This is a genomic window from Kitasatospora sp. NPDC094015, assembly GCF_040304075.1.
Lineage (GTDB): Bacteria > Actinomycetota > Actinomycetes > Streptomycetales > Streptomycetaceae > Kitasatospora.
Genome location: NZ_JBEOUL010000014.1, coordinates 151,958 through 173,818, shown reverse-complemented (window position 1 = coordinate 173,818; position 21,861 = coordinate 151,958). Strand labels below are relative to the sequence as shown.

Below are 21,861 nucleotides of genomic sequence, written 5' to 3'. Positions count from 1 at the left end.
CAAGAACCGGGCCACCCGCCACGACGTCGGCAAGACAGTGAAACGCGCCGATTCGATCAAGGAACACCAAGCTTGGCGAGGATAAATCCCAAGCTGAGGCACAGCCGCCGCGGTGGAGGGCCGACCTCCGCCGCGGTGGCAGATGTGCACGAACGCCTGGTGCGGCGGGTGCTCCGCCTGGTGCGCGGCCAGCCACCGCCGGGCGTGCTCCTCGCCCTCGGCCAGGCCCGACGCCGCCCCGCAGGGCGTACCGGCGGCGTCCGGCTCCAGGCAGCGGAAGCCGTGCAGCGCATGCTCGTTCACTCGCCCTCCCCGGCCGACCGGACCAGCCGCGGATCGGCGTCCCACTCGCGCCCGCCGCCGCGCGGACGCAGCCACCAGCGGCCGTCCGCCGCACCCCGGAACTCGCCGGCGGCGCCGGTGCCCAGGTCGACCACCCGCTCGCCCACGCCCGGCAGCCACGGGTTCGCCGAACCGGCCCACACCGCCGCCGCCAGCCGGACCACCACATCGGGACGGGCGGCCCCCAGTTCCACCAGCACGGTGCCGGACATCCGGGCGGCCCGCCAGTCGATCCCGACCGACGGGAGCCGCACTCGGGCGGCGTCCAGCGATCTGGTCAACTCCCGCAGGGCGTAGGCGGCTTCCCGGCGGGAGTCGGCGGTGTGCCGCTCGATGATCGATCCCACGGCGCGGTCACCCGGCCTTCACGGGCGCGGAACGCATCGTCAGGGCGTGCACGGTTGCTCCTCTCCTCGGGTGCGCTCCATGGCGCCCCCGGATCCGTTGCTCTGTGCCACCAAGCATGGCCGCACGGTAGTAACGTGACGACCAATCAGGCGTGCCATCCGGGAGGGTCACGGGGGGAGCGGGGCAATGGTCCGACGTGCGGCGACGGTCCCGAAGGGGGAGCGGTACTCGCCCCAGTTCCTCGCCTGGCTGCTCACCACCGCACGGGAGTCGGCCGGGCTGACCATCACCGACCTGGCGGCGCGGCTGCACTGCGACCGGTCGTTCGTCTCGCGGCTGGAGTCGGGCGGGCGGGTGCCGCAGGAGCGGCTGATCGAGCAGTGCGACGAGGTGCTCGGCACCGGGGACCTGCTGGCGAAGTCCTGGGCCAAGATCGACTGGCACCAGGAGGTCGAACACCCCGACTGGTTCCGCCGCTACGTCGAGCTGGAGGCACAGGCGGAGACGGTCCTGCAGTACCAGGCCGTGCGCATCTCCGGTCTGCTCCAGACTCCTGCGTACGCCCGCGCCGTGCTCACCCTGGGCGACGCCGCCGGTGACGAGGAGCAGATCTCCGAACGGGTCGACGCCCGCATGAGCCGACAGACGCGCTTCCTCGCCGAGGATGGCCCGATGCTCGTCGTGGTGCTGGACGAATCGGTGATCCGGAGGTTGGTCGGGGGCCGGAAGGTGATGTACGAACAGCTCCAGCACCTCCTCGCGCTGGCCAGGCGCCCGAACATCGTCATCCAGGTGGCGCCCTACGAGTTGGGTGAACGCGCGCCGGACGACTCGGCACTCACGCTCTTGACGCTGCCTGGGGGAAGCCGGTGGATCTACAGTGAGAGCCTGGACAAGGGGCACTTCGTCAGTGAACCGACCCGGGTCTCGAAGTACTCGAAGTCCTATGATCGCCTGCGGGCTGACGCCTTGTCGGCACAGGATTCGGTTCGTCTGATCCGCCGCGTGATGGAAGGACTGTTGAACATGGGCCCGAAGATCGATTACTCGGCGGCGAGCTGGTTCAAGAGCAGTCTGAGCGGCAGCAACGGTGGCGAGTGCATCGAGGTGGCCTACAACCTTGGGTCCGTCGTTCCCGTCCGCGACTCCAAGGATCCGGGCGGCCCCGCGCTGGTGTTCCCGTCCGCCGCCTGGGCCGCGTTCGTCCGGGCGACCGTCGCCGGAGAGTTCGGCGCGGTGTGAGCGGGGGCCCGGGGGCCCCCGCCCGGGTCGGTCAGCCGCAGTGGCTCCAGTCGCTGGTCCAGCTGGTGGCCAGGTAGGTGCCGGCGTCACCGTGCTCCTCGGGGCCCGCTGCTCCGGGGGCGGCCGGTTCTTCCGTGCGTACCCGGCCGACCGCTTCGAGTGTTGGCGAGCGACGTATCGCCGCGGTCGCGCAACGACTGCCTCGATCGCACGGATGTTCAGCACTTCGCCAGGATGCGTGAGTTTGCCCGCGCAGGCGGATGAACGGGTGCGCCCGCCGGTACGACCGAGGTACGGAGATCGGGACGACGGGGGGCCGGGCCATGGGCGGGTTGCATCGGGCGGGCGGAGGTCCGCGCACGTCACGGCGGCGGGCGGCGGGTGCTCTCGGCCGGGGCGCGGCGATCGCGTTCGGGGCGTTCGGACGCCGGCCGGTGCCACCGGGCCCCGCCGTCCGCGAGCAGGACTACCGGTAGCGGGCAGGCAGGCGCAGTGGGGGCGCTCGCCATGAGCTGATGTGCGCCGGTCCGCCCTGCCACGGCCGTTGACACGACCTTCCCGTAGCTGGAGCCTCGATTCAGGGCAAACAGCAAGGGGGATAATATATATGACGAGCTATCAGGCAGGCGCGGGCCCGATGCCGCGGGCGTTGAAGTTCGCGATCGGGGGCCTCGTCTTCCAGGCGCTGGTCACGGCCTTCGCCGGGGTGTTGCTCTTCGCGCTGGCGGCCGACGACGCCTCGCACGGCAACGACGACACCGTGGCGGTCCAGGCGATCGCCCTGGTGGCGATCGCCGTGGCGGTCCTGCTGGCGGTGTGCGCGGTGCTGACGCCGCGCCGGCTCGGCTGGGTGCGGGTCACGGTGATCGTGGTCGAGTCGTTGTCCGTGGTCAGCTCGGTGATCGCGCTGTTCTCGGGCGCGGTGGCGGCGGTCGGCGGTATCGCGATCGCGGGCGTGATCATCGCGGCGTACGCCTCCGCCGACAGTGGTGCCTTCTTCACGGCCTGAGGCCGATCCGCCCCGTCGGCGGGGCGGCTACCCGTGGTCCGGCGCCGGCCCGTCGGCGGCGTCCGGGCCCGGTTCGGGCCTGGTGTAGAGGATCTCGCGGGCCTGTTCCGCGGCGCGGATGATGCTCTCGCCGACGAAGTCCATGAACCGGGCGATGTTCTCCAGCCGGACGGCGGCCGGGGTGCCAGAGCCGAGGACGCCGACGCCCTGCCGTGCGGTGTCGGCGAGCTTGGCGTTGGTCCGGGCGGTGGCGATCATCGACTCGTACCAGACGCCGTCGTCGACGAAGTAGCGCTCGCGGCGGCGCTCGTCGCGCTCCCGGCGGATCAGGCCCTGGCCCTCGAGGAAGGCGACCGCCTTGGAGACCGAGGCCGGGCTGACGTCCAGGCGCCGGACCAGTTCGGACGCGGTGACGCTGCCCGCGTCGGTGGTGAACAGGCAGGTCAGCACCCGGGCCATCATCTTGGGCAGGCCCTGCTGCATCAGCAGCGTGGTGAACGCCTCCTCGTAGTCGCGCACGGCCTCCGCGTCGCGCCCGTACGCCTGCGGGGCGGTCTGCGGGCCGCGGGGTGCGCTCTCCCGGCGCCGGTGGGCGCGGCGTTCGGTGGCGCGGTGGGCCAGGTCGGCCCGGTAGGCGGTGGGGCCGCCGTTGCGCATCACCTCCCGCGTCACGGTCGAGGTGGGGCGGTCCAGCCGCCTGGCGATCTCCGCGTAGGCGAGCCCGTCGGCCACCCCCAGCGCGATCTGCTGGCGTTCCTGCTGGGTGAGCCTGCCTCCCGGCATCGCGATCTCCTTCGTCTCCTCGGTGCGGCGAGTATAGCGTTCACTCCCCGTCAGTTGCAACGCCAGCGCGATCGGACGTTGCGTTAGATTCAATTTCGTTGCAACAAAAATGCAGCATCTACCTGCGGTGATAGTCCCGTTGTGCAACAAGACTGTTGCTGACATCGCGAACGCAACGTAGCGTTTGCGATGTCAGAAACAGAACGCACCGAGGAGCGCACCATGCAGACCTTCGACACCCCCGCCCCGATCGCGGCCGTCCTCGACCTCCCGGCCGGCCGGGTCCGGTTCGTCGCCGCCGAACGCCCCGACACCGTGGTGGAGATCCGGCCGGCGAACCCCTCGACCGGCCGCGACGTGAAGCTGGCGGAGCAGATCGCGGTCGCGTACGGCGACGGTGTCCTGCGGATCACCGCCCCGGCGACCAACCGGCTGGGCAACCCCGGAGCCGTCGAGGTGACGGTCCACCTGCCCGCCGGCTCCCGCGTCGAGGCGAAGGCGGGCGCCGCCGAACTGAGCACCGCCGGACAGCTCGGCGAGATCACCGCCGCCTGCGCGCAGGGCTCGATCGAGGTCGAGCGGGCGGCCGCCGCCCACCTCACCACCCTCGCCGGCGACGTGACGGTCGGCCGCCTCGACGGCCCGGCCGAGATCAGCACCCAGCAGGGCGCCATCCGGATCGCCGAGGCCGTGCGCGGCGCCCTCGTGCTGCGCACCCGGGCCGGGGACATCGCGGTCGGCGCCGCCGCCGGATCCTCCGCCGTCCTGGACGCCGGCACCGGCCACGGCCGGATCCACAACGCGTTCCGCAACGCCGGGGGCGACGTCGTCCTCACCGTCCACGCCACCACCGCCCACGGTGACATCACCGCCCGCAGCCTCTGAGGAGCACCCACCACCATGACCACCCTGGCCATCGCGGCGAACGGGCTGCGCAAGTCCTACGGCGACAAGGTCGTGCTCGACGGCGTCGACCTGGCCGTCCCCGAGGGGACGATCTTCTCCCTGCTTGGCCCGAACGGCGCCGGCAAGACCACCGCCGTCAAGATCCTCTCCACCCTGATCCCACCCGACCCCGGCACCGGCAGCATCCGGATCGGCGGCCACGACCTGGCCGCCGACCCGCAGGCGGTGCGCGCCACGATCGGCGTCACCGGGCAGTTCTCCGCCGTAGACGGCCTGATCACCGGCGAGGAGAACCTGCTCCTGATGGCGGACCTGCACCACCTGTCCCGCCGCGACGGCCGCCGCACCGCGGCCGACCTGCTGGAGCGCTTCGACCTCGGCGAGGCCGCCCGCCGGCCCGCCGCCACCTACTCCGGCGGCATGAAGCGCCGCCTCGACATCGCCATGACGCTGGTCGGCAGCCCGCGGATCATCTTCCTCGACGAGCCGACCACCGGCCTCGACCCCCGGTCCCGGCACGGCATGTGGCAGATCATCCGCGAGCTGGTCGCCGGCGGCGTCACCGTCCTGCTTACCACCCAGTACCTGGAGGAGGCGGACGAGCTCGCCGACCGGATCGCCGTCCTGCACGACTGCCGGATCGCCGCCCACGGCACCGCCGAGGAGCTCAAGCGGCTGGTGCCGGGCGGGCACGTCCGGCTGCGCTTCGCCGACCCGGCCGCGTACCGCACCGCCGTCCTCGCGCTGCCCGGGGCCGCCCGGCAGGACGAGGCGCTCGCGCTCCGCATCCCCGGCGACGGCAGCCAGCGCGAACTGCGCGCCGTCCTCGACCGCCTCGACGCGGCCGGCGTCGAGGCGGACGAGCTGACCGTGCACACCCCCGACCTCGACGACGTGTTCTTCGCCCTGACCGGCGGCCGCGGCGTCCCCGACCAGCCCGAGGAGGCTGTCCGTTGAGCTCCCTGTCCCTCGCCCTGCGCGACTCGTCCACCATGCTGCGCCGCAACCTCCTGCACGCCCGGCGCTACCCGTCGCTGACGCTGAACCTGCTGCTCACCCCGGTCATGCTGCTGCTGCTCTTCGTCTACGTGCTCGGCGACACGATGAGCGCGGGCATCAACGGCGGCGTCCCGGACCGCTCCGCCTACCTCGCGTACCTGGTGCCGGGGCTGCTGCTGATGACGGTCGGCAGCACGGTGGTCGGCACCGCGGTGTCCGTCTCCACCGACATGACCGAGGGCATCGTCGCCCGCTTCCGCACGATGGCGATCCACCGCCCCTCGGTGTTGATCGGGCACGTGGCCGGCAGCGTGCTGCGGTCGGTGGCGAGCGTGCTGCTGGTCGGCGCGGTCGCGGTGGCCCTCGGCTTCCGGTCCACCGGGGCCACCGTCGTCGAGTGGCTGGCGGCGTTCGGGCTGCTCGTGCTGTTCACCCTGGCGCTCACCTGGATCGCCGTCGGCATGGGCCTGGTCAGCCCGAACGCGGAGGCCGCCGGCAACAACGCGATGCCGCTGATCCTGCTGCCGCTGCTGTCCAGCGCCTTCACCCCGGTCGACTCGATGCCCGGCTGGTTCCGGCCGATCGCCGAGTACCAGCCCTTCACCCCGGCCATCGAGACCCTGCGCGGCCTGCTGCTCGGCACCGGGATCGGCCACAACGGGTGGCTCGCCGTCGCCTGGTGCCTGGTGCTCGCCGTGCTCGGTCACCTCTGGTCGGCCTCGGCGTTCGGCTGCGACCCGAAGTAGCCGCCCGTGACCGCACGGGCCGGGAACCTCCTGGCCCGGGCCGACGTCTTGGTCATTGCTTTACCATTCCATTGCCAAGAGTCGACCTTTCAGGAGCACGCCCACCGTGACCAGCCTCGCCCTCGGCCCGTCCTGGCTCGACCCGACCCAGCTGATCTCCAGCTTCGGCCTGCTCGGCATCCTCGCCGTGGTCTTCGCCGAGTCCGGCCTGCTGATCGGCTTCTTCCTGCCGGGGGACTCCTTGCTGTTCACCACCGGCCTGCTGGTGGCCGGCGGCCGCTACCTCACCCAGCCGCTCTGGCTGGTCTGCCTGCTGGTGGTGGCCGCGGCGGTGGCCGGCGACCAGGTCGGCTACCTCTTCGGCCGCAAGGTCGGGCCCGCGCTGTTCGGCCGGGCCGACTCCCGGCTGTTCAAGCAGGAGAACGTGGCCAGGGCCGGCGCCTTCTTCGAGCGGCACGGCCCCAAGGCGATCGTGCTGGCCCGCTTCGTCCCGGTGATCCGCACCTTCACCCCCGTGATCGCCGGCGTCGGGCGGATGCACTACCGCACCTTCGTCCTCTACAACGTGATCGGCGGTGTGCTCTGGGGCGCCGGCGTCACCGTGCTCGGCCACGCCCTCGGCCGGATCGCGTTCGTCCGCGACAACATCGAGTTCATCTGCCTCGGGATCGTGCTGGTGTCGGTGCTCCCCGTGCTGTTCGAACTGGTCCGTGCCAGGCGCGGTCACGCCGCGGAGTCCGAGGTTTAACCGCAGGTCCACCGCACCGTACATATGCATCGGGCCGTTCGATCAGGCAAGGTGGGGGCAGACGGGAGCAGACGTGGCCGGCGCGGTCACCAGGGGCGGCGAGGAGCGGGCGTGCCGAAGCGGGGCCGGGCCGGCGACGGCAGCGAGACCAGGGCATCCGACGGCGCGCCGCCCACCGAGGGACTGCTCGGCTCCGCCGCGCCCCCGCTCACGCCGCAGACCACCATCCCGCTCGCCCCGGCCCCCCAACCGACCGACGGCCTGCTCGGACCCTCCGAGCCGCGCAGCGTCGCCGAGGACACCCTCACCCCGGAGGACTGGCGGGCCGCCGGGTACACCCCGGCCGGCGGCAGCGCCTTCCCCGAGCTGCGGGCCGGAGCCCCCGGCGCCGCCCCCTGGCCGGACCGGATGCGCACCCTGCTGCGCACCCCCATGGTCGAGCGGCCCGCCTTCGAGCGCACCGCCCGCGAACTCCACCCCTCCGCCGCCGGCCGCAACGTGCCGCGGATCCTCGACCTCACGCTGCGGATCGGCGAACTGCTGCTCGCCAGCGGCGAGGCCGCCGAGGACGTCGAGGCCGCCATGCTGGGCATCGCCCACGCCTACCGGCTCGACCACTGCGAACCGCAGGTCACCTTCACCCTGATCTCCATCTCGCACCAGCCCTCGCTCACCGACGCCCCGGTCACCGCCGACCGGGTGGTGCGCCGCCGCGCCTCCGACTACACCCGCCTCGCCGCGGTCTACCGGCTGGTCGCGGACATCACCGGCGAGCAGATCAGCATCAACGACGCCTACCGCCGGCTCGCCCGGATCCGCCGCAACCGCCACCCGTACCCGGTCTGGCTGCTGGCCCTGGCCACCGGGCTGCTGGCCGGCGCGGCCACCTTCCTGGTCGGCGGCAAGCTCGACGGCAAGGCCTGGCTGGTCTTCGGCAGCGCCTTCGTGGCCTCGGTGCTCGGCGACCGCCTCGCCGCCCTGGTCGCCCGGCGCGGCCTGCCGGAGTTCTACCAGTTCGTCATAGGCGCGATGCCCGCCGCGGCCTTCGGCATCGCGCTCTCCTTCAACGACTGGCACCTGCGCGGCTCGGTGGTCATCACCGGCGGGCTGTTCGCCCTGCTCCCCGGCCGGGCCATGGTCGCCGCCGTCCAGGACGGCCTCACCGGCTTCTACATCACCTCCGCCGCCCGCCTGCTCGAAGTCGTCTACCTGGTGGCCGGCATCGTGATCGGCGTGATGCTGGTGCTCTACGTCGGCGTCAACTTCAACGCCCGGCTGCGGCCCGACGAGAGCCTGACCGGCTCGGTCGACCCGCCGCTGCAACTGGTGGCCGCGATGGTGCTCACCGCCGCCTTCGCGATGCTGCTGCAGACCGACCGCCGGACCCTGCCGATGGTGGTGCTCAACAGCGGCATCGGCTGGTCCACCTACGGCGTGCTGGCCTACAACGCGGCGCTCTCGCCGATCGTCGCCACCGGCATCGCGGCCGGCCTGGTCGGCCTGTTCGGCCAGCTGATGGCCCGCTACCGGTACGCCTCCGCGCTCCCGTACGTGACCGCCGCGATCGGGCCGCTGATGCCCGGCTCCGCGCTCTACCTCGGCATGCTCGCCCTCGCCCAGGGCCACTCCAGCGCCGGACTGGTCTCCATCACCCGGGCCGCCGCGATCGCCATGGCGCTCGCGATCGGCGTGAACCTGGGGGGCGAGGTCGCGCGTCTGTTCCTGAAAACACCGGGCGCCACCGAGCGCATCGCACCGTACCTGCTGGTGCCGCGCAAGGCCGCCAAGCGCACCCGGGGGTTCTGACCGGCCGTTAGCCGGGAGGATCCGCAGCACCACCTAACGAAGGCAAGCACCACGATGATCGGCACCCTGCTGGACGGCTACCGCGAGCACATCGTCGCGACCCACAAGCAACCGCTCTTCCTGCTGCTCGCCGGGTTCATCACCTCCTTCGTCTGCATCCGGTTCAGCGTCCGGATGATCCGCGCCAAGGTCCGCTGGTGGCCCGGCAACATCACCCCCGGCGGCCTGCACATCCACCACATGGTCTTCGGCCTGGGCTTCCTGCTGCTCGGCGGCATCGGGGTGATCGCCACCAACGGCGGCCACCCCTGGATCAACTGGTTCGGATTCAGCTTCGGCATCGGCTGCGGGCTGGTGCTGGACGAGTTCGCGCTGATCCTGCACCTCGACGACGTCTACTGGAGCGCGCAGGGCCGCAAGTCGGTGGACGCCGTGATCCTCGGCATCCTGGTCACCGCGCTGCTGCTCACCGGGTACGTGCCGCTGGGCGCGGTGCCCGGCCAGAGCGCGCCCAACGGCGGCGGCCGCTGGGGCCTGGTCGCGGTGATCTCCGCCAACGCGCTGCTGTCGGTGGTCGCCCTGCTGAAGGGCAAGATGTGGACCGGGCTGCTCGGCATCATGGTGCCCGGCCTGTCCGCGGTCGGCGCCGTCCGGCTGGCCCGCCCGAGCAGCCCGTGGGCCCGCTGGCGGTACGCCGACCGCCCGCGCCGGCGGCGGCGCGCGGTGCGCCGGGAACGGCTGCTGCACGCCCGGGCCGACCGCGCCCGCACCTGGCTGTTCGACCTGATCGCCGGCGCCCCCGACAAGGTCCCCGCCCACCACACCGCCACCCACCGGGTCGCCGAGCGGATGGCCGCCCGCGCCACCGCCCACCTGGACGCGCACGCCGCCCGCTCGCTGGCCCGCCGCTCGGCCCGGCTGGCCGACCGGCGCTCCGCCCTCCCGCAGCCGCACCCTGCGGGCGGCCCCGCCGGCGGTGGCCCCGACCCGGCCCGCGAGGACGGCGCCCGGCGGCGTCGCCGCACCGTGCACGCCGGACGCTCGCGCACCTACGCCGTCCGGCCCGGCGCCGACGGCCTGGCCTCCGGCGCGAGGCCCGGCACCCGCACGCCGTACCGGCACCCGCGGCTGCCGCACCCGCAGCCGAGGCGCTGAGCGGCCCAGGAACCCGCCGTCCGGGGCCGGGCCGACAATCGGACATCTCACTCGACCGGCCGTATGGCGCTCCCCCTGACCGGTGGCCCGCTCTGGGAAAATCACGGTACGTGACTGAATCGTCACCTGATGGGGCAGGTGGCCGACCATCAGTCGTGTACGAAAGAAAGGTCCTGGCCGTGGCCCGCAGACTGCTTCCGACCCTTCTGCTCACCCTCACCGCCGTGATCGGGCTGCTGCCGGGCGCCGCCGCCGTACCGGTGCCCGCCGCGCTCGCCGCGCCCGCCGACGACCCGTACCCCAGCACCGAGGACATCGACCGCGCCAAGGCCGAGGCCGACGCCAAGGCCGCCGCGGCCGCCGGCATCGAGGAGCAGCTCGCCGCCGCCCGGCGCGAACTGGCCGACGCCGGGCAGGCCGCCGAACAGGCCGTCGAGGCCTACAACGGCGCCCAGGCCCGGCTGGCCCGGGCCCGCGACGCCGTCACCGCCGCCAACCAGCGCTCCGGCGAGGCCGAGAGCGCCCGGGCCGCCGCCGCCGAGCGGGCCGCCCAGCTCGCCGCCGAGACCTACCGGCAGGGCGCCACCGCCGAACTCTCCGCGATCGACGCCCTGCTCGGCGCCCGCGGCCCGCGCGCCGTCACCGAACGGGCCGCCGCCGTCGGCATGGTCGGCAGCCGCACCAAGCAGATCCTCGACGAGACCACCTCCACCGCGGCAGCGGCCACCCGGGCCGCCACCGCCGCCCGCGACGCCGAGCAGGACGCCGCCGGGGCCGCCGACGCGGTCCTCGCCGCCCGGCAGCAGGCCGAGGCCCGGCTCGCCGCCCAGCAGACCCAGGTCACCGCGACCGCCGAGCACCGGGAACAGCTCCTCGCCGAACTCGCCGCCGCCCGCAACACCACCGTCGACCTCGAACGCCGCCGCCAGGACGCACTGGAGGCGATCGCCGCCCAGCGGGCCGAGGAGGAGGCCAAGGCCAAGGCCGACGCCGAGGCCGCAGCCGCAGCGGCCGCGGCAGCCGCGGCCGCCGTCCAGGTCGGCGCCGGCCCCTGGTCCGCCGGCAGCGCCCGGTCCGCCGTCGACTTCGCCCGCTCGCAGATCGGCCTGCCCTACATCTGGGGCGGCGAGGGCCCCACCGGCTACGACTGCTCCGGGCTGACCATGATGGCCTGGCGCACCGCCGGCAAGCGCCTCACCCACTTCGCCGCCGACCAGTACGCCGAGTCCACCCCCGTCTCGTACCCGCAGCTGAAGCCCGGCGACCTGATCTTCTGGACCAAGACCGGCCGCGCGGCCGACATCTACCACGTGGGCATCTACCTCGGCGACGACCAGATGATCGAGGCCCCCCGCCCCGGCGCCCCCATCAAGCAGGCCAGCCTCTGGATCATGGGCACCCCGGACTTCTACGCCCGCCCGTAGCCCACCGGAGCCCGCCCCGGCGGCTGCCGGGACGGCTCAGGACGTGACCGGGCCGAGGTCGGCGGGGAGGTGGGCCAGGACCACGGCGACGGCTTCGGCCGCGGAGGCGGACTCGTGGAGGACCGCCCCGCCGGTCGCGGCGTGGACGCGGTAGCACCCGTCGTGGCAGGGCTCGACGAACGGCGCCTCGCGGGGGAACGGGTACGTGGTGCGGCCCGCGAAACGCAGGATGTGGTGGCTGGTGTGCGGGTACAGCCCGCGCAGCCGGGGCTGCGCGTACGCCGCCTCCACCAGCAGCCGGAAGCCCGGGAACCGGTGCAGGTGGCGGGCCCGCTCGTGCAGCCACCGCCAGGCGAACTCGACGGTGTGGGCGGGGCCGTGCTCGCGGGCCTCCGCCCTGGTGCGGAAGGTCACCGACGGGCGGACCAGGGGCCGCACCTCGTGGAGGCTGCCGCCGCCGTGCCAGACCGCGGCCACCTCGGCGAGCTCCCGCAGCTCCGCACCGGTGGCCCGGAGCAGTTCGATGCCGCCGCTGCGGCAGGAGAGGGTGAACCGGGGCTCCCCGGCACGGGCTTCGATCACGCAGGGCCCGCGGTCGGGGGCCGCGCCGGCCAGCTCCGCCCGGTACGGGTCCGCCTCCTGGTGGGTCACCGGGCCGAGGTCGAGCCCGAGTTCGGCGCTGAGCCGTTCCAGCGCGGCGGCCAGCGTGCCCGCTGCCGCCAGGTCGGGGTACCGGGTGGGGTCGACGGTGTCGGAGGTCATGGCACCAGTGTGCGGTGGGGCCCGGCGGAAAAGCAGGTGCCGGGGTGGGAGGTGCCGCCGTACCGTGGCCGGATGGGCAACGTCGCACCGGGCCGGCTCGGCCACGAGATCGAGATCCGCTCCGTCACCGAGGAGGAGCTGCCGGACTGGGACCGCGCGATCGCCCGCGGCTTCCTGCGGCCGCACCTGGACTCCGGCCTGGAGTGGCGCCGGCTGAACTTCGAGCCCGGCCGCACCCTGGGCGCCTTCGACACCTCGGCCGAGGGCCGCTGCGTGGCCACCTTCCGCAGCTTCGACACCGAGCTGACCGTCCCGGGCGGCGCCGGGCTGCCGGTCGACGCGATCACCTCCGTGACCGTCACCGCCACCCACCGCCGCCGCGGGCTGCTCACCGCCATGATGGACCGCGACCTCGCCGCCGCCCGCGAGCGCGGCAGCGCCGCCGCCATCCTGATCGCGGCCGAGTACAACATCTACGGCCGCTACGGCTTCGGCCCGGTCACCGAGGCCCAGGGCCTGCGCGTCTCGCTGCCGCAGTCCGGCGGCCTGCGCGCCGACCTCCCGCTGCCCGACGGCGGCCGGATCGACTTCGTCGACATGGCGGAACTGCGCAAGCTCGGCAGCGAGTTGCACGAGCGCTGGCGCCGCCTGCAGCCCGGCGCGATCGGCCGCAACGAGCCCTGGTGGCGGGTCCACACCGGCGACGCCACACTGCCCGGCTTCGACTGGAAGGAGCCGTTCGCCGCGCTCCACCGGGACGCCGACGGCCAGGTCACCGGCCTCATCACCTACACCGTGAACGACGACTGGGACGGCAACCGCCCCGACTGCACCCTCACCGTGCGCGACCACCTCGCCCTCGACCGGCCGACCGCCAACGCGCTGTGGCAGCTGGTCTTCTCGGTGGACTGGGTGCGCACCGTCCTCGTCGAGAACCTCGCCCCCGACGACCCGCTGCCGCTGCTGCTGCGCGACCCGCGCGGCGTCCGGCCCGCGGACGAGGTCGGCGACTTCACCTGGCTGCGGCTGCTGGACGTCCCGGCGGCCTTCGCGGCCCGCAGCTACCCGGCCGCCGGCCGCCTGGTGCTGGAGGTCGCGGACCGGGCCGGCTACGCCGCCGGCCGCTGGGCGCTGGAGACCACCCCCGACGGCACCGGCCGCTGCGTCCCCACCACGGACGAGCCGGACCTCGCCCTGACCGCCGCCCGGCTCGCCGAGCTCTACCTCGGCACCGGCAGCGCCACCAGGCTGGCCGCCGCCGACCTGCTCACCGAACTGCGCCCGGGCGCCGCCGCCACCGCCGACCTGCTGCTGCGCACCCCGCAGCAGTCCTGGAACCCGGACAGCTTCTGACACCCCGTCCGGCCCCCGTCCCGTCCCCGGGCCAGGGCTACTTCACCGCGGTCTTTCCTATGGTGGGCAGGATGAAGTCCTGGATCAGACCCTTGGCGTCGCGGACGATCGGTCGGAACACCCGGTAGCGGGACAGGTTGATCAGCCTGGCGGCCGTCGGCGTCGAGCGGCGGACGAACTCCCGGGTCCGCTCGGTGTCCGGGGTCCGGTCGAACACCCAGTAGAGCACCACGACCATGAGGTGCAGCCACAGCACGTCGGGCAGCAGCTCGACCAGCTCGGCGTCCAGCTTGGGTGCCAGTTCGGAGCCCTGCAGCACCTCGCGGAACAGCTCGACCGCGGTGGCCCGGGCCGGGTGCGACTCGTTGGAGAACGGGCTCAGCGAGCTGGTCGGGTCGGCCGCCGTCCGGAAGAACTGCGCGGCGAACTCGTGGTACGGGGCGGCCGTGTCGAGCCAGGAGTTCAGCGCGATCTCCAGGCGCTCGGCGAAGTCCCGGTTGCCGGCCATCCGCTTGCGGGCGTCCGCGGCGTGCTCGTACGTCATCCGGTCGTAGAACCCCTGGATCAGGAATTCCTTCGCCGAGAAGTAGTAGTAGGCGTTGCCGACCGAGACCCCCGCCTCCTTGGCGATCGCCCGCATCGTGGTCCGGTCGTACCCGTTCTCCTGGAACAGCCGCATGGCCGTCTCCAGGATCAGCGCCCTGGTCTGCTCGCTCTTGTCGGTCTTGGGCAGCGCCCGGCCGCCGGGCACCTCACCGGCCGGGACGGGCGGTGCGCCCGTTCCGGCCGCGAGGCGCTCGGCCGCCTGTCCGGTGGTGCCCGGTCGGCTGCTGTCACCCTGCGTCGATGCCACGTCGTCCACGGTCCCTGAGCCTAGCCGGGTACGAGGCAGGTCCCCGCGTCGCAGCCGGGACCTGGCTCCCCGCCGCCCCCGCCCGTACCGGATGACCCCTGTGCATCCGGTACGGGCCGGCCGGCCCCGGTGGCAGCGCGGTACTTGCTCGCGGCGTAGGCCGCCGCCCTGGCCAGCGGCAGGCCGGCCGGGGTGCTGAGCCGCTGGGCGAGCGACCGGTGCTCGGCCAGCGCCCAGAGGCAGGCGACGAAGGCGGGTGCCCCGCGCCAGACCTCGCCGGTGTCGGCGACCACGGTGATCTCGCCGAGCGCGGCGTCGTGGTCGAGCCCGGGGAAGCGGGCCCGGGCGTCGGCGGTGGCGACCCGGACGAACTCCAGCGGCACCAGCTGGTGCTGGGTGCGCAGCCACCGGGTGAGGTGGCGGCAGAGTCCGCAGTTCGGGTCGTGCAGCACGGTGAGCCCCCGGACCGGCGGTGCCTCGGTGTGGTGGCCGTTCATGGCCGGGCGCCCTCAGACCTGGCCGGGCTGCAGCCGGGCCTGCGGGGCGACCGGCGGCCGGTGCTGCCGGTCCAGGCTGCCGCGCCGGCGGATCCGGTTGAGCACGTAGACGTTGCCGAGGTGCATCACCCCGAGCAGCAGCAGCACGGTGCCGAGCTTGAAGGAGAGCGCGTCGAAGACGCCCTGCAGGTCGGTGATCGAGGTGCCGTTGCGCATCCAGAGCGCGACGAAGCCGAGGTTGATCAGGTAGAAGCCGACCACCAGCAACTGGTTCACGGCATCGGCCAGCCGGTCGTCCCCGGCGAACACGTCGGCCAGGAAGATCCGGCCGTTCCTGCTGAGGGTCCGGGCCACCCAGACCGTGACGCCGGTGGCGACCGGGAGGTAGGTGGCATAGCTGACAACTGCGTAGTCCATCGGGACCACACTCCGTTTCGAACGTGTTCAAAACCTTCTGGCAGGACTCTAGGGCCTCTTTTGAACATGTTCAAGTACGCCGTGTGCGAGGGTGGGCGGATGGCATCGGAGATCACCATCAGGACCGGCGGCGCGGCGGACGCGGCGCGGGTGGCCGCCCTGCACGCGCAGAGCTGGCGGACCGCGTACGCCGACCTGCTGCCCGCCCGGGTGCTGGGCGACGGGATGGCCGCCGAGCGGCGCGAACTGTGGCAGATCCGGCTGGAGGCGGACTACGGGGAGCCGGCCGACACCCCGACCCTGCTGCTGGCCGAGGACCAGGACGGGAGCCTGCTCGGCTTCTGCTACCTGGTGCCGGAGCCGGACGGCCGGGTGCTGCTGGACAACCTGCACGTGCGGCCGGGCGACACCGGCCGGGGCATCGGCGGCCGGCTGCTGCGGGCCGCGCTGGCCGGGTGCCCGGCGCCGGTCCGGCTGGAGGTCCTGCGGGCCAACACCCGGGCCGTCGCCTTCTACGAGCGCGAGGGCGGGGTCCGCACGGCGGAGGGCACGGCGGAGTTCGCGGGGGGCGTGCGGCTCCCCGAGTACGAGTACAGCTGGCCGGCGGGCGGCGTCAGTGGTCGTACACCGTGACCGCGACCCCGCGGTCCGCCAGTCTGGTCCGGAGCAGCGGCTCGACCAGCTCCCAGCGCCCGCCGGCCAGCCCGCAGCCGATCCGGGGCAGGTGCACGGAGGCGCCCAGCCGCAGCGCCTCGGGGGCGAGTCGGGCCAGCGCGGCGTCGATCGCCTCGTAGCGGACCGGCGGGCCGCTGGAGCGGCCGGTCCTGATCCCGCGCTGGCCGATCATGTTCGCCACCCACAGGCCGGGCTGGACCTGGACCAGTTGCAGCGCGCCGAGGCCGAAGTCGTTCCGCGCCCGCTCCCGGTGCCAGCGGCGGTAGGCGGCCTCGGGCTCCGGCCACCGGCGGGAGAGCGCCAGCACGAAGCCCTTGCCCCAGCCGCCCAGGTCGTTGCAGACGTGGGCGATCACCTTGGCGCCCTTGGCCTGCGGCGCGGTGGCGTCGCCGCGCAGATAGGTGATCGCGGTGTCCATGGCCCGCAGGCTAGCGGGCGCTGCCGACAGCGGCACGGGAGTTTCCGGCCGCCCCCTCCGGAGGCGCGGGAGCTGCCGCTCGCGCCGGGCGTACGAGCCGGTGGCGGCCCGCCGTGGCGGTGAGCAGGGCGACCAGGGCGGCCGCCGCCGGGAGCAGGTAGCCGGTGCCCGGGGCGGTGCGCTCGGCGACCGCGCCGCCGAGCGCCGCGCCGGCGGAGATCCCCGCCAGGATGCCCGAGACGGCGATCGCCATCGCCTCGTTCAGCTGGTGGCGCGGCAGCAGCTCCTGGATCAGCGTCATCCCGCTGACCATGGTCGGCGCCGTCCCGCAGCCGGCCGCCAGCAGTGCCACCGCCAGGCCCGGCAGCCCGGTCCCGGCGTGCACGGCCGCCGGCGGCAGGAGCAGCAGCACGGCCATCGCGGCCACCCCGGCCAGGAAGCGGGCGGCCGGGGAGCGGCGGGCGGGGCGCAGCCCGTACAGCAGGCCGGAGAGGCAGGAGCCGGCGGCGACCAGTGCCAGGAGTGCCCCGGCGACCGGCCGGTGGCCGAGGGCGTCGGTGTAGGCGACGGTGGTGACCTCCAGGGAGCCGAACAGCACGCCGGTCGCCAGGAAGGTGAGCACCAGGACCCGCAGGGCGGCCGAGCGCAGCGGGGTCGGGGCTCCGGTGGCGGGCGGTCCCACCGGCGGTTCGGTGGCGCGTCGGGCGGCGAACAGCAGGGCGCCGGCGGTGCCCAGGGCGTTGGCGGCGAGCAGGGCGGCCTCGGGGGAGAAGGCGGTGCTCAGCAGCATCGCCAGCACCGGTCCGGCCATGAAGCAGAGTTCGTCCAGGGCCTGTTCGAGCGCGTTGGCGCGGTGCCGGGCGGTCGGGTCGAACCGGTGCAGGTGGGCCCAGCGGGCGCGGGCCATGCCGCCGAGGTTCGGGGTGGTGGCGGCCGCGGCCCAGCAGGCGAACAGCGTCCAGGCGGGCGCCGGACCGCCGGCGCAGGCGGCCAGCGCGAGCACCGGCACGATCCGGACCAGCACGGTGGGCACGGTGACCCGGGCCTGGCCGTACCGGTCGACCAGCCGGCCGAGCAGCGGCATGCCCGCGGCCGCGGCGACCACGCCGGCGGCGCAGACCGCGCCGGCCAGGGCGTAGGAGCCGCGCCGGTCGGCGACCAGGACCAGCACGGCGACGCCGTTCATGGTGAAGGCGAGCCGGGCGAGCAGCCCGGAGAGGGTGAAGGCGAGCGCGCCGGGGGCGGCGAGGACATGGCGGTACGGGGCGAACACGAGGCTCCTGGGGAAGGGTTGGGGTGCTCCCAGCCTCCCGGCCCGGCCCCGGGCGGTCCAACACCTGTTCGGCGCGATCCACACGGTTCTGTTGTTAATCTCGGGCCATGCCCCGTGACCTGCACCCCCGCCTGCTGCGCGGCTTCGTCGCGACCGCCGAGTCGCTGCACTTCGGCCGGGCGGCCGAGCGGCTGCACATCGCCCAGCAGGCACTCAGTCGGGACGTGCGGAGCCTCGAACTCGCCCTCGGCGGCGCGCTGTTCCACCGCTCCACGCGCAGCGTGGAACTGACCGAGGCCGGTCGCGCGCTGCTGCCCAAGGCTCGGCGACTGCTGGCGCTGCACGACGAGATCGTGGCCGCCGCGGACGGTCGGGCGCTGCTGATCGACCTCAACAGCGAGCCGGGCGGCACCGACCTGGCCGAGGCCCGGCTGCTGGAGGCGGCCCGCCGGGCGCTGCCCGAGCACGAACTGCTGGCCCGGTTCCACGGCGGACTGGCGGCCGCCGCCCGGGAGTTGCTGGACCACCGGCTGGACGTCTCGTTCGGCCGCTTCGCCGGCCTGCCGACTGCACTGCGGTCCCAACTCGCCCACGTGCCGGTCCGGTTGGAGCGGCTCGCGGTGCACCTGCCGGAGCAGCACCCGCTGGCCGCGCTGGCGCGGGTGCCGCTGCGCGCGCTGGCCGGCCACCCGGTGGACATCTGCCTGGGCAATCCGGCCACCACCGAGTGGACCGACCTCGGGCGGCGGCTGCTGGACGAGCACGGCCTGGCGGCGGCGCCCGGCCGCACCCCCGCCGTCGGCGCCGTTGAGTTCGGCCGCTACCTGACCCGGCACGGCGATCCGGTGCTCACCACCACCGGCGGCCCGTCGATCCCCGGCGGGGTCGTCCGGCCGCTGGTCGACCCGGTCCCGCTCAGCCTGCTGGGGCTGGTGCACCGGCCGGAGCTGCGGCACCCGGGGCTGGCCGCGATGCGCACGGCTGCGGCCGAACTCGGCGCGCGGGAGGGGTGGTTGCGACGCCCGGCGGGCAGCTGGCTGCCGCCCGAGGACGCCGCCCTGCTGCGGGCCTGAGGCCGGGCCCGGCGTTGGGCCCCGGCCTCCGGCCCCGCGCTACCGGTCGGCGGTCAGCGTGCCGGCCGCGCCCCAGCTGTCGGCCGGGACCTCGTGGATCCAGACCTGCACCGTCTCGGCGGGCAGCTGGTAGGCGTCCACGAACGCGTCGGTGATCCGCCGCACCAGGTCGCGCTTGAGCTCGACGCTGCGGGGGCCCTGCTGGACGGTGACGATCGGCATGTCCTGCTCCTCAACTCGGTTGTGCTGTCGGGGAACAGTCCATCGCGTCGAGGGGCCCGCGACCCAGACCGGATCCGCTCCGGCAGCGATCACGAATCGTGATCGTCGACCCCGGGCGCGGGGAGGCCGGCCCGGCAGACGGACAGCAGCGGTCCGGGCGGTGGCCCACCGCGCCGGACCGCCAGCGCGGTGGGCAGGCTGAGCCCGGGGGAGCGCACCGGCCGGAACGCCACCCGGGGCAGCCGCATCATCTCGGCGTTGGCCGCGTACACCACCGTCCACATCGGGGTGCCGGTGCCGATCGCGGCCAGGGCGTCCTGGAGCGTGCCGAGCGCGGGGCCGGGGACGGGCGTGAAGCCGGCGTCCCGGCAGGCGGCCAGCACCAGGTCGACCAGGGCGGGGTGGTGGCGCCGGGTGGTGAGCCGCAGCGGCAGTGCGGCCAGGTCGGCGAGGTCGAGTTCGGCGCGTTCGGCCAGCGGGTGCCGGGCCGGCAGGGCGATCAGCAGCGTCTCCGGGCGGACCGGCAGGAAGCGCAGGCCGGGGCTGTGGTCGGGGATCGCACCGCGGACGAACGCGGCGTCCAGCCGGCCATCGGCCAGCGCGGCCAGCCGTTCGGCGACCGGGAGGGCGTGCAGCTCGACCCGGATCGCGGGGGCGTCCTGCTGGTAGGCGTCCAGGATGCGGTCCAGCAGCTCGCCGAGTCCGGTGATGGTGCCGAGCCGGACCTCTTCGGGGGCCGACCGGCCGGCGACGGCGGCGCGGGCGGCCTGCTCGGCGTCCAGCACCCGGCGGGCGGCGGGCAGCAGCAGCTCCCCGGCCCGGGTCAGCCGGACGTGCCGCGGCGAGCGGTCGAACAGCTCGGCCTTCAACTCCCGCTCCAGCCTGCGGATCTGCTGGCTGACGGCGGGCTGGCCGAGCAGCAGTCGCTCGGCGGCCCGGCCGAAGTGCAGCTCCTCGGCGACGGCGACGAAGCAGCGCAGCTGCCGCAGTTCCATCCGGCTCCCCCTGATCGGCCCGGTCGGCTCCGGCGGGCCCCCGGTGGGCCCGCACCCGGGCGCGGCTCCATTGTGCGGGGGCGCCGGTCCGGCCCGGCTAGGTGGCCCGGGGCATGCGGGCGCCCCCGCCGTTGGACGCGGCGGGGGCGGTGCCAGGGCAAGCGCTCGGGGGCGGCCGGTCAGGCAGCCTTCACCGCGGAGATGTCCAGGGTCAGCTTGACCTTCTCGCCGATCAGCACGCCGCCGGTCTCCAGCGCGGCGTTGTAGGTCAGGCCCCAGGAGGTGCGGTCGACGGTGGTGCCGCCCTCGAAGCCGACCCGGTTGGCGCCGTACACATCGGTGGCCGAGCCGGTGAAGTCCAGGTCCAGCACGACCGGGCGGGTGGTGTCCTTGATGGTCAGGTCGCCGTGCATGCGGTAGGTGTCGGCGTCGACCATCTCGGCGGTGGTGGAGCGGAAGGTGATCTCCGGGTACGTCTCGGCGGCGAAGAAGTCGCCGGTGCGCAGGTGCTCGTCGCGCTGGGCCTGGCTGGTGCTGACCGAGGCGACCTTGATCACCAGCTCGGCGGTGGAGGCGGCCGGGTCGGTGCCGTCCAGGTGCAGCTTGCCCTCGTACTCGGTGAACTCGCCGCGGACGTTGGTCACCATCGCGTGGCGGACGGCGAAGCCGATCCGGCTGTGGGTGGGGTCGATGGTGTAGTCACCGGTCAGGTGGGCCAGGTCCGGGCCGGCGGGGGCCTCGGCGACGGCGACGGCGGTCTCGTTCTTGCGGTTGAAGATGCCCATGGTTGCTCCTCGGGTCGGAAGCCTTTAGTTGAGGCTTCAACTTGATGGCTTCAGCATAGGGCTACTTCGTTCAAAGTTCAACCACTAGTTTCGGCCGATCCGCGGAGACCGCCCGGCAGCTGCCCCGCCGCTGCCCGGCAGCCCGCTTCGCCGCCCGCCCCGCGGCCCCCTCCGGAAGGGGCCGCGGAGCGGTCCGGGTCAGGCCGCGGCGGTCTCGCCGACCAGTTCGAAGGCGGTCCTCCCGTCGATCGTCTCGCGGATGATGTCCGCGTGGCCGGCGTGCCGGCCGGCCTCCTGGATCAGGTGCAGCAGCACCCAGCGGGCGGTCCGGCGGCTGTTCGGCGGGAACCAGGGCGCGACCGGCAGCGGGAAGTCCACCTCCAGGTCCGGCAGCCCCCGGACGGCCTTCTCGGTCTCCGCCGCGACCTGCTCGTACGTGGCCAGCCGGTCCGCCATCGTGTCGCCCTCGGCGAGCCGGAACTCCTCCGCCCAGTCGCTCTCGCTCGGGCCGCCGTCCGCCCCCTTCCCGAGCAGGTTGTCGACGATCCAGAACCGCTCGCAGCGCGCCGCGTGCTTGATCAGGACGGTCAGCGAGAGCGCGCTGACGGTCGGCGTGCTCGCCGCCTGTTCCTCGGTCAGCCCGTGCACCGCGCGGCGCAGCCCGCCGCGCTGGGCGGCCAGGAAGGCGAGCAGGGCCTCGCGCTCGTCGGTCTCCGCGTTCACCAGGGTGGGCATGGTCGGTCCCCTCTTGTCGTCCGCAACGTGCCCTCGGCGGGGCCGGCCACCGGGCCGCTCCCGCTCTCGGTGACACCGACGCTATCGACGGTCGAGGTCAGGATCGGTCCTCGATCCGCCCCCGGCTGCGGGCCGCCGGGGGCGGGGCTAGGGCTTGTCTGACAATTCCCGCCGGGCGCGCGACGCCGGGCATCCGCCCCCAGCCTTCGGCCGGGAGGTGCCCCCACCTGGACGCACCGTCGAAGCGTCCAAGTACGTCCAGTACGAGGACGCTTCGCCGGCACGCCCAGCCGGG

Annotated in this window: 25 protein-coding genes; 12 read left to right on the top strand and 13 right to left on the bottom strand. The window is 74.1% G+C overall.

Annotation, left to right across the window (positions count from 1 at the left end; genetic code table 11):
• Window positions 1–303 (bottom strand): DUF7848 domain-containing protein (locus ABT014_RS19115; protein ID WP_502895023.1); only part of this gene is annotated, 303 nt, incomplete at its 3' end.
• Window positions 300–689 (bottom strand): hypothetical protein, encoded by a 390-nt coding sequence (locus tag ABT014_RS19110; protein WP_350640140.1) that lies wholly within the window; start codon window positions 687–689, stop codon window positions 300–302. The genes ABT014_RS19115 and ABT014_RS19110, both read right to left, overlap by 4 nt.
• 187 nt (window positions 690–876) lie before the next feature.
• Here ABT014_RS19110 and ABT014_RS19105 point away from each other — a divergent pair, with 187 nt between their 5' ends.
• Complete coding sequence (locus tag ABT014_RS19105) at window positions 877–1,932, top strand: helix-turn-helix domain-containing protein (protein WP_350640139.1); 1,056 nt, start codon at window positions 877–879, stop codon at window positions 1,930–1,932.
• 607 nt (window positions 1,933–2,539) lie between these two features.
• Window positions 2,540–2,941 carry a hypothetical protein gene (locus ABT014_RS19100; protein ID WP_350640138.1) on the top strand — a complete coding sequence of 134 codons (402 nt, stop codon included), beginning with the start codon at window positions 2,540–2,542 and terminating at the stop codon, window positions 2,939–2,941.
• Between the two features lie 27 nt (window positions 2,942–2,968).
• Here ABT014_RS19100 and ABT014_RS19095 read toward each other — a convergent pair whose 3' ends face one another.
• Entirely contained in the window at window positions 2,969–3,724 is a 756-nt protein-coding gene (locus ABT014_RS19095; protein ID WP_350640137.1) for a helix-turn-helix domain-containing protein, read from the bottom strand.
• Between the two features lie 222 nt (window positions 3,725–3,946).
• Between ABT014_RS19095 and ABT014_RS19090 the strand changes: the two genes are divergently transcribed.
• The 7 genes from ABT014_RS19090 (at window position 3,947) to ABT014_RS19060 (ending at window position 11,508) form a co-directional block, all read left to right on the top strand.
• The gene (locus ABT014_RS19090; RefSeq protein WP_350640148.1) at window positions 3,947–4,609 is read left to right on the top strand and encodes a DUF4097 family beta strand repeat-containing protein; all 663 of its coding nucleotides are present in this window, start codon (window positions 3,947–3,949) and stop codon (window positions 4,607–4,609) included.
• 15 nt (window positions 4,610–4,624) lie between these two features.
• On the top strand, window positions 4,625–5,587 hold the full coding sequence (locus ABT014_RS19085) for an ATP-binding cassette domain-containing protein (protein WP_350640136.1): 963 nt from the start codon (window positions 4,625–4,627) through the stop codon (window positions 5,585–5,587).
• Complete coding sequence (locus ABT014_RS19080; protein ID WP_350640135.1) at window positions 5,584–6,375, top strand: ABC transporter permease; 792 nt, start codon at window positions 5,584–5,586, stop codon at window positions 6,373–6,375. Before ABT014_RS19085 ends, ABT014_RS19080 begins: the two co-directional genes overlap by 4 nt.
• Before the next feature lie 106 nt (window positions 6,376–6,481).
• Window positions 6,482–7,123, top strand: a complete 642-nt coding sequence (locus ABT014_RS19075) for a DedA family protein (RefSeq protein WP_350640134.1) — start codon at window positions 6,482–6,484, stop codon at window positions 7,121–7,123.
• 24 nt (window positions 7,124–7,147) lie between these two features.
• Complete coding sequence (locus ABT014_RS19070) at window positions 7,148–8,929, top strand: threonine/serine exporter family protein (protein ID WP_502895021.1); 1,782 nt, start codon at window positions 7,148–7,150, stop codon at window positions 8,927–8,929.
• A 54-nt stretch (window positions 8,930–8,983) separates the two neighbouring features.
• A complete protein-coding gene (locus tag ABT014_RS19065; protein WP_350640132.1) occupies window positions 8,984–10,084 on the top strand; it encodes a hypothetical protein in 1,101 nt (366 codons plus the stop codon).
• 179 nt (window positions 10,085–10,263) lie between these two features.
• Window positions 10,264–11,508, top strand: a complete 1,245-nt coding sequence (locus ABT014_RS19060; RefSeq protein WP_350640131.1) for a C40 family peptidase — start codon at window positions 10,264–10,266, stop codon at window positions 11,506–11,508.
• A 36-nt stretch (window positions 11,509–11,544) separates the two neighbouring features.
• Here the strand turns inward: ABT014_RS19060 and ABT014_RS19055 are convergent, their stop codons facing one another.
• Window positions 11,545–12,270 (bottom strand): DUF6193 family natural product biosynthesis protein, encoded by a 726-nt coding sequence (locus tag ABT014_RS19055; RefSeq protein WP_350640130.1) that lies wholly within the window; start codon window positions 12,268–12,270, stop codon window positions 11,545–11,547.
• 72 nt (window positions 12,271–12,342) lie between these two features.
• Here ABT014_RS19055 and ABT014_RS19050 point away from each other — a divergent pair, with 72 nt between their 5' ends.
• Entirely contained in the window at window positions 12,343–13,623 is a 1,281-nt protein-coding gene (locus ABT014_RS19050; protein ID WP_350640129.1) for a GNAT family N-acetyltransferase, read from the top strand.
• Between the two features lie 37 nt (window positions 13,624–13,660).
• On the opposite strand, the gene ABT014_RS19045 is transcribed toward ABT014_RS19050, so the two are convergent.
• From ABT014_RS19045 to ABT014_RS19035, 3 genes are read right to left on the bottom strand one after another with little or no spacing between them, the layout of a single operon-like run.
• Window positions 13,661–14,476, bottom strand: a complete 816-nt coding sequence (locus tag ABT014_RS19045) for a TetR/AcrR family transcriptional regulator (RefSeq protein ID WP_350640128.1) — start codon at window positions 14,474–14,476, stop codon at window positions 13,661–13,663.
• A 20-nt stretch (window positions 14,477–14,496) separates the two neighbouring features.
• Window positions 14,497–14,973 carry a thiol-disulfide oxidoreductase DCC family protein gene (locus ABT014_RS19040; protein WP_350640127.1) on the bottom strand — a complete coding sequence of 159 codons (477 nt, stop codon included), beginning with the start codon at window positions 14,971–14,973 and terminating at the stop codon, window positions 14,497–14,499.
• A 12-nt stretch (window positions 14,974–14,985) separates the two neighbouring features.
• A complete protein-coding gene (locus ABT014_RS19035) occupies window positions 14,986–15,390 on the bottom strand; it encodes a hypothetical protein (RefSeq protein WP_350640126.1) in 405 nt (134 codons plus the stop codon).
• A 99-nt stretch (window positions 15,391–15,489) separates the two neighbouring features.
• On the opposite strand from ABT014_RS19035, the gene ABT014_RS19030 reads away from it, so the two are divergent.
• A complete protein-coding gene (locus ABT014_RS19030; RefSeq protein ID WP_350640125.1) occupies window positions 15,490–16,023 on the top strand; it encodes a GNAT family N-acetyltransferase in 534 nt (177 codons plus the stop codon).
• On the opposite strand, the gene ABT014_RS19025 is transcribed toward ABT014_RS19030, so the two are convergent.
• Entirely contained in the window at window positions 16,004–16,483 is a 480-nt protein-coding gene (locus ABT014_RS19025; protein ID WP_350640124.1) for a macro domain-containing protein, read from the bottom strand. The genes ABT014_RS19030 and ABT014_RS19025 overlap by 20 nt on opposite strands.
• 10 nt (window positions 16,484–16,493) lie before the next feature.
• The gene (locus tag ABT014_RS19020; protein ID WP_350640123.1) at window positions 16,494–17,756 is read right to left on the bottom strand and encodes an MFS transporter; all 1,263 of its coding nucleotides are present in this window, start codon (window positions 17,754–17,756) and stop codon (window positions 16,494–16,496) included.
• Window positions 17,757–17,863: 107 nt separating this feature from the next.
• On the opposite strand from ABT014_RS19020, the gene ABT014_RS19015 reads away from it, so the two are divergent.
• Window positions 17,864–18,829 carry a LysR family transcriptional regulator gene (locus ABT014_RS19015; protein WP_350640122.1) on the top strand — a complete coding sequence of 322 codons (966 nt, stop codon included), beginning with the start codon at window positions 17,864–17,866 and terminating at the stop codon, window positions 18,827–18,829.
• A gap of 39 nt (window positions 18,830–18,868) precedes the next feature.
• Here the strand turns inward: ABT014_RS19015 and dmpI are convergent, their stop codons facing one another.
• The 4 genes from dmpI to ABT014_RS18995 all read right to left on the bottom strand — a co-directional run bounded on the left by dmpI (window position 18,869) and on the right by ABT014_RS18995 (window position 21,566).
• The gene (dmpI, locus tag ABT014_RS19010; protein WP_350640121.1) at window positions 18,869–19,051 is read right to left on the bottom strand and encodes a 4-oxalocrotonate tautomerase DmpI; all 183 of its coding nucleotides are present in this window, start codon (window positions 19,049–19,051) and stop codon (window positions 18,869–18,871) included.
• A gap of 89 nt (window positions 19,052–19,140) precedes the next feature.
• On the bottom strand, window positions 19,141–20,046 hold the full coding sequence (locus tag ABT014_RS19005) for a LysR family transcriptional regulator (RefSeq protein ID WP_350640120.1): 906 nt from the start codon (window positions 20,044–20,046) through the stop codon (window positions 19,141–19,143).
• A gap of 179 nt (window positions 20,047–20,225) precedes the next feature.
• On the bottom strand, window positions 20,226–20,831 hold the full coding sequence (locus ABT014_RS19000) for a YceI family protein (RefSeq protein ID WP_350640119.1): 606 nt from the start codon (window positions 20,829–20,831) through the stop codon (window positions 20,226–20,228).
• A 198-nt stretch (window positions 20,832–21,029) separates the two neighbouring features.
• Window positions 21,030–21,566 (bottom strand): DinB family protein, encoded by a 537-nt coding sequence (locus ABT014_RS18995; RefSeq protein ID WP_350640118.1) that lies wholly within the window; start codon window positions 21,564–21,566, stop codon window positions 21,030–21,032.
• Window positions 21,567–21,861: the final 295 nt, after the last annotated feature.

Excerpts from the sequence above, each read along its gene's own strand:
- ABT014_RS19105 (WP_350640139.1), top strand. The coding sequence starts at position 877 with ATGGTCCGACGTGCGGCGACGGTCCCGAAGGGGGAGCGGTACTCGCCC.
- ABT014_RS19100 (WP_350640138.1), top strand. The coding sequence starts at position 2,540 with ATGACGAGCTATCAGGCAGGCGCGGGCCCGATGCCGCGGGCGTTGAAG.
- ABT014_RS19095 (WP_350640137.1), bottom strand. The coding sequence starts at position 3,724 with ATGCCGGGAGGCAGGCTCACCCAGCAGGAACGCCAGCAGATCGCGCTG.
- ABT014_RS19090 (WP_350640148.1), top strand. The coding sequence starts at position 3,947 with ATGCAGACCTTCGACACCCCCGCCCCGATCGCGGCCGTCCTCGACCTC.
- ABT014_RS19085 (WP_350640136.1), top strand. The coding sequence starts at position 4,625 with ATGACCACCCTGGCCATCGCGGCGAACGGGCTGCGCAAGTCCTACGGC.
- ABT014_RS19070 (WP_502895021.1), top strand. The coding sequence starts at position 7,148 with ATGCATCGGGCCGTTCGATCAGGCAAGGTGGGGGCAGACGGGAGCAGA.
- ABT014_RS19065 (WP_350640132.1), top strand. The coding sequence starts at position 8,984 with ATGATCGGCACCCTGCTGGACGGCTACCGCGAGCACATCGTCGCGACC.
- ABT014_RS19055 (WP_350640130.1), bottom strand. The coding sequence starts at position 12,270 with ATGACCTCCGACACCGTCGACCCCACCCGGTACCCCGACCTGGCGGCA.
- ABT014_RS19050 (WP_350640129.1), top strand. The coding sequence starts at position 12,343 with ATGGGCAACGTCGCACCGGGCCGGCTCGGCCACGAGATCGAGATCCGC.
- ABT014_RS19040 (WP_350640127.1), bottom strand. The coding sequence starts at position 14,973 with ATGAACGGCCACCACACCGAGGCACCGCCGGTCCGGGGGCTCACCGTG.
- ABT014_RS19035 (WP_350640126.1), bottom strand. The coding sequence starts at position 15,390 with ATGGACTACGCAGTTGTCAGCTATGCCACCTACCTCCCGGTCGCCACC.
- ABT014_RS19030 (WP_350640125.1), top strand. The coding sequence starts at position 15,490 with ATGGCATCGGAGATCACCATCAGGACCGGCGGCGCGGCGGACGCGGCG.
- ABT014_RS19025 (WP_350640124.1), bottom strand. The coding sequence starts at position 16,483 with ATGGACACCGCGATCACCTATCTGCGCGGCGACGCCACCGCGCCGCAG.
- ABT014_RS19015 (WP_350640122.1), top strand. The coding sequence starts at position 17,864 with ATGCCCCGTGACCTGCACCCCCGCCTGCTGCGCGGCTTCGTCGCGACC.
- dmpI (WP_350640121.1), bottom strand. The coding sequence starts at position 19,051 with ATGCCGATCGTCACCGTCCAGCAGGGCCCCCGCAGCGTCGAGCTCAAG.
- ABT014_RS19005 (WP_350640120.1), bottom strand. The coding sequence starts at position 20,046 with ATGGAACTGCGGCAGCTGCGCTGCTTCGTCGCCGTCGCCGAGGAGCTG.
- ABT014_RS19000 (WP_350640119.1), bottom strand. The coding sequence starts at position 20,831 with ATGGGCATCTTCAACCGCAAGAACGAGACCGCCGTCGCCGTCGCCGAG.
- ABT014_RS18995 (WP_350640118.1), bottom strand. The coding sequence starts at position 21,566 with ATGCCCACCCTGGTGAACGCGGAGACCGACGAGCGCGAGGCCCTGCTC.